The organism is Fluviicola sp. (assembly GCF_030151805.1).
In the GTDB taxonomy this organism is placed as follows: Bacteria; Bacteroidota; Bacteroidia; order Flavobacteriales_D; family Crocinitomicaceae; genus Fluviicola.
Window position 1 is genome coordinate 1 of record NZ_JASLCN010000244.1, and the last position, 4,699, is coordinate 4,699.

7 protein-coding genes are annotated in these 4,699 nt (G+C 39.7%); all 7 read right to left on the minus strand.

Annotated elements, in window-relative coordinates:
- Positions 1 to 17: 17 nt before the first annotated feature.
- Entirely contained in the window at positions 18 to 977 is a 960-nt protein-coding gene (locus Q1V93_RS09375) for a hypothetical protein (protein WP_300664053.1), read from the minus strand.
- Between the two features lie 65 nt (positions 978 to 1,042).
- The gene (locus Q1V93_RS09380; protein ID WP_300664055.1) at positions 1,043 to 1,858 is read right to left on the minus strand and encodes an alpha/beta fold hydrolase; all 816 of its coding nucleotides are present in this window, start codon (positions 1,856 to 1,858) and stop codon (positions 1,043 to 1,045) included.
- An 18-nt stretch (positions 1,859 to 1,876) separates the two neighbouring features.
- On the minus strand, positions 1,877 to 2,929 hold the full coding sequence (locus tag Q1V93_RS09385) for a WG repeat-containing protein (protein ID WP_300664057.1): 1,053 nt from the start codon (positions 2,927 to 2,929) through the stop codon (positions 1,877 to 1,879).
- Between the two features lie 178 nt (positions 2,930 to 3,107).
- Positions 3,108 to 3,455, minus strand: coding sequence for an MmcQ/YjbR family DNA-binding protein (locus tag Q1V93_RS09390; RefSeq protein ID WP_300664059.1), 348 nt, complete (start codon positions 3,453 to 3,455; stop codon positions 3,108 to 3,110).
- A gap of 50 nt (positions 3,456 to 3,505) precedes the next feature.
- Positions 3,506 to 3,868, minus strand: coding sequence for a rhodanese-like domain-containing protein (locus Q1V93_RS09395; RefSeq protein ID WP_300664061.1), 363 nt, complete (start codon positions 3,866 to 3,868; stop codon positions 3,506 to 3,508).
- 1 nt (position 3,869) lies between these two features.
- On the minus strand, positions 3,870 to 4,178 hold the full coding sequence (locus Q1V93_RS09400; RefSeq protein WP_300664062.1) for a DUF3817 domain-containing protein: 309 nt from the start codon (positions 4,176 to 4,178) through the stop codon (positions 3,870 to 3,872).
- 13 nt (positions 4,179 to 4,191) lie between these two features.
- A partial coding sequence (locus Q1V93_RS09405) for a hypothetical protein (protein ID WP_300664064.1) occupies positions 4,192 to 4,699 on the minus strand: 508 nt, incomplete at its 5' end.

Below are 4,699 nucleotides of genomic sequence, written 5' to 3' on the forward strand. Positions count from 1 at the left end.
AGAATACTCATATTTCTTTATATAAAAATCAAACTTATCAATCCGGTAGCAATACCGACTTCCAGAATAGTGATTCCGGTCATAATCAGTCCGGTTTTAAAATTGGTTCTGCGCTTATATCTAAAATACTCCTTTTTAACCGGAGCATTCGTCTGGTAATTTTTAAGCGCTTTGTTCACTTCTTTGGAATAGATTTTCGAAAACAAGTATTCTTTCTCGGTTGGCAAAGTTTCTGCCAATTCGAAAAACAACTCAGGTCTTTCTTCGGCAACTGCATTGATTGCTTCCTGAACATATTCCGAATACATGTAGTCGTTCAATGGAAATTTGGTATAAGTCGATTGCCACTCCTCCAGGTTCATGGATTTCATCCTGATTTCAACAGAATCCAATAAGCTCTGACAATACCGGTTGGTTTTCGTCAAGCTGTCCTTCAATTCAAGATTTCGCGCGTTGGCCAGAATTTCAAACTCTCCCGGACTTACTTGCTTGAACGACAATCCCGACCATGTCCTTGCCCTGGAATCATAACGATAATCATAAAACATCGGAAAATTGTATTTTAATTCGTCGCTGGTTTTTTCATACACAGTGTACCAATATTCCCGGTTGACGGCTTCAAACACTTTTCCGGGATCTTTTAAACTCCTGGCAACATATGTATTCCGATCTTTCGCTTTCCCGTGTTTGAGTTTGAGTACCCGAAAGTATTTGTAGTCGTATGAAACGGCAAAAAACTGATTGGAAAACAGCATTCCGATACTGTCTGATGGATTCAGGAACTTACGTTCAGGTTTCAGATCATACACGGCGATGAGTGTTCCGTATCCTGTCAATTCATAGAGAACACAGCCTCCTTCATGAAGCTCAATCGTGTATCTCTGGTTTGCCGTTTGATAGTATTGCGGATTTTCCTGGGAAAACAAATTGCTTTCGCCAAAGATCAAGAGTAAAATCAGGATGGAAAATTTCTTCATTCTTCAGAATACAATTCAAAACATAACGTTCCGCAAAATAATCATTTCAGTGTTTCAACCGGTAGTTATTTCTGACCTAACAACTTGTTTATCATGGCCAGATAGTTTTCCGTATCCACCAACGGGCCTTCCAGGTGTTCTCCTGTATAAACAAGTACATCGTGTTTCGTGGTACAATTTTCCGCCACCATTTCGTACTGCGAAAAAGGAACTCCGGAATCTTCTTTCGAATGAATAAACAGAACCGGAATTTTCGTCAGTTTGCGGATATCTTCCTTCGCCGAATACGGTGATGTGATAAACATTCGGATTGTTTCCGCTTGTTCCGGAGGTGATGAAGCAACAGCAATATCCGTAAACGAGGCAATGGTTCCATCCAGAATTAATCCGCTGATCCGGTTTTCATTCGTTGCTGCCAAATGTGTTGCAATCTGCGTTCCCATCGAAACACCACAAAGAAGAATCGTTGTGTTTTTGATCGCTTTTTGCTTCAGAGCCAGATCAAACATCTTTTGTCCGTCTGCAGCAATATTGAGATGTGTCGGTTTTCCGGAAGACTTTCCGTAACCACGTAAATCGACCATAAACAGTTGAAAACCATCCTTCAAAAGCGGTCGTACAAATTGAACATAATTGGAAACATTTCCGCCTGCTCCGTGGAAATAAATAATAGTTGCTTTCGGTTTTTCTACATTCGACAATAAATAAGCTGTCACAAAATCATCGTCAACCTTCTCTTTGAAGGTCGTTACTTTCACCGAATCAATTTCTTTCCATTCACTTGACGGATAATAGAATTTATCGTCCATCTGGCTGCTTGCCATGGTACTGACAAACAAAACGATTGCTAAGCTTAAAGTTGTTTTTAGGGTTTTAAACATATTCCAAGGTTCGTTGAATCACTTAACCAAAGTTACATCTTTAATCGCATCAAACTTTGCTTCCACAATCCATTTCCCTGTTTTATCAATCAGCCCCCATTTCCCATTCAATTTTGCTGCTGCATAACCGTTTTGAAAACTACGCACATCTTCGAATTGCGGTTTGATGATCCACTGCCCTTTGTTGTCATAAAATCCTTTCAAAGCACCTTTCTTGCCTTCCGCCAAACCTTCAGAGAAATCGCCCAAAGATTCCGAATCGCTGATGTTTACGATCTCACCTTTCTTGTTGACATAGGTCCATTTTTCTCCCTGTTTCACACGAGCCAGACCGCTTTTGGCATCAAACTCTTTCCCTGCTTCAAATTGCGGTTCGATGATCCATTTTCCGGTTTGATCAATATAACCCAATTTTTTATCAGCGGTTTTTGCCCACGCCAAACCGGCTGAAAAATATCCGACACTTTCAAATTGAGACGGAACAACCAGTTCTCCTTTCGTATTCACAAACCCGAATTTCTTGTCCATTGTTCGGATCGGAGCCAATCCTTCCGAAAAATCCCTTACGTCCATAGCCGGAATCTTTATTTCCGTTTCCTTTCCTTTGGTATCCAGAATAACAAATTGTGAACCTTTCTTCACAGCGGCGAAACCTCCGTTGAAATCATTTCCATCGTCGTAATTTGCAGGAATTGCCATTTTCCCGGAAGCGTTCATGTATCCCCATTTCGCGCCTACTTTTACGAGCAGCAGATCGTTGTGGAAAGTACTCGCGTTAAAACCGAATCCGTCTTTGATTTTAAAATCGGGCTGTTCGGTTTGCTGCTTTTCATTTTTCAGATTAATGAAATAATGCTGTCTGATTTTGGCATCATAAATAATCGCTAATCCGTTCGATGAGAATTCATAACATTTTTCATATTCGGCAGGAATGATGAATTCACCTTTGATTCCAACATAGCCCCAGGTTTTACTTCCCATGGGTTTCGCCTGAAAAACGAGTGTTTGAGCATGAATGGAAAAAGTGCTGAATAAAATTGCGCTTGCAATCAGTAATCTTCTATGAATCATGGTTTTGTATTTTATCTTTTAAAGATAAAACATAATTTACAATTGTTTCCCCGGTTAAAGGGTAACCGAAAGGTTGATTCTATACAAATTCAGTAACAGCTCAATTATTTAAACTATGAATGGAAATATAGGTGATAAAATATCAGCATTCTTGGGAGATCCATTATTTAATATTGAACTAATCCTCAAATGATTTCCGGATTTTAGCAGGAAGCTTTGCTTTTACCAATTCATAGGATTGTTTTACATATGACTCCAATTCCACTTTTTTCAGAATGCTGATGTCTTCAACCAGAATCCATTTGTATCTGGCTAAATACGGAGCCGGTTTAAATCCGGGAAGGTTTGAGAGTTCTTCAAACAATTCGTCGCTGGCCTTGAAAGATGCCGAAACAGGATTTTCATCCAATCCGGTAACACAAAACATCTTCTCTCCGATCAAAAACACCAAATCGTGTTCCCATTTGATATCTTCCGTAACATGCGGTAAATGTGTGCAAATATTCCTGATCGTTTCAATATCCATATAACGCGTCTGTTTTCAAGTTGAAAAGTACGAAATATCAGTAGTAAATGTCATTTTTTGGTTTCAATTTCACTTTGCAAATCCGCCATCGCACCGCCATTGAAGACGCGCTTATACCCTTTTTCCTTTAACAAACTCACCGCTCTTACACTTCTCAAACCATGAGAACAGATCGTAATATAGGTTTTTGTTTTATCCAAAGGAAGCGAATCCGCATGTAAGCGGCTTAGCGGAATATTGACGGAACCTTTGATGTGCCCGGTCTGATATTCACTTTTTGTACGTACATCGAGGATAACTGCTCCGGCTTTGATCTTCTCTGCCAATCCTTTGTCCAGATTCACAAAACGGTACGTTCTGTAAACGATATAAATCAGAAGACAAGAACCTAAAATAATTCCAAGTGTTTTCATATCAATTCGTATTGGAAGATTCGATTCTGCTTAAAATTTTCCGGTCAATATAAAATGTCCCGAATGGAATCATACACGCCAGAAGCACTTTCCAGGTCGTTGTTTTAAATTTCCACTGATATTCTACTCCTACACTCAGCGTATTGAAGATGAAAAGCAGGAACAACGCGCCATGAACAGTCCCCATTACTTTCGCCAAATCGGGGAAATGGAACGCATACTTCAAAGGCATGGCTATAAAAAGTAAAATCAGCAGTGATATTCCTTCCAGGAAACCGATGAGGCGCAGACGCCCGATTTTTGATTGCATGAATTGAAGCATATTATCTGAAATAAGGTCTGTTTGACAGCGGGGAAAATGGCCAGGGAACGGCAATGAAAATGAGAAAGAATGCAATCAGGAACCAAACGAGGATTGTTTTGAATTTCTCCCTGTCCGTACTCATTCGTTTGGCTTTTGCAGAACCGATCGTTAACACGACAATTGCTGAAAGCATCAATACCGCATGAACCAGCGAATAAAACGTAACATCCCAATTCTGCAGTGCTTCTTTGCTGTGTTTCCAGAAATAACGAACAGCCGGACTTTGTGTATACACCAGAATCCCGATAATCAGTTGAATATGCGCAATTGTTGCCGTCCAATGCCTAACGGCATTATCTGTTTTTGAAAAACTTCTTTGAGATTTCAACCCGGTAATGGCAAGATAGATGGCATAAACAAGGCTTAAAACCACAAACCAGCGGGTCAACGAATGAAGGAATATGAGTGTTGAATACATCGAAACTAAATTATCGATGCAAAAATAAATCAAAAACATACTAATTAGT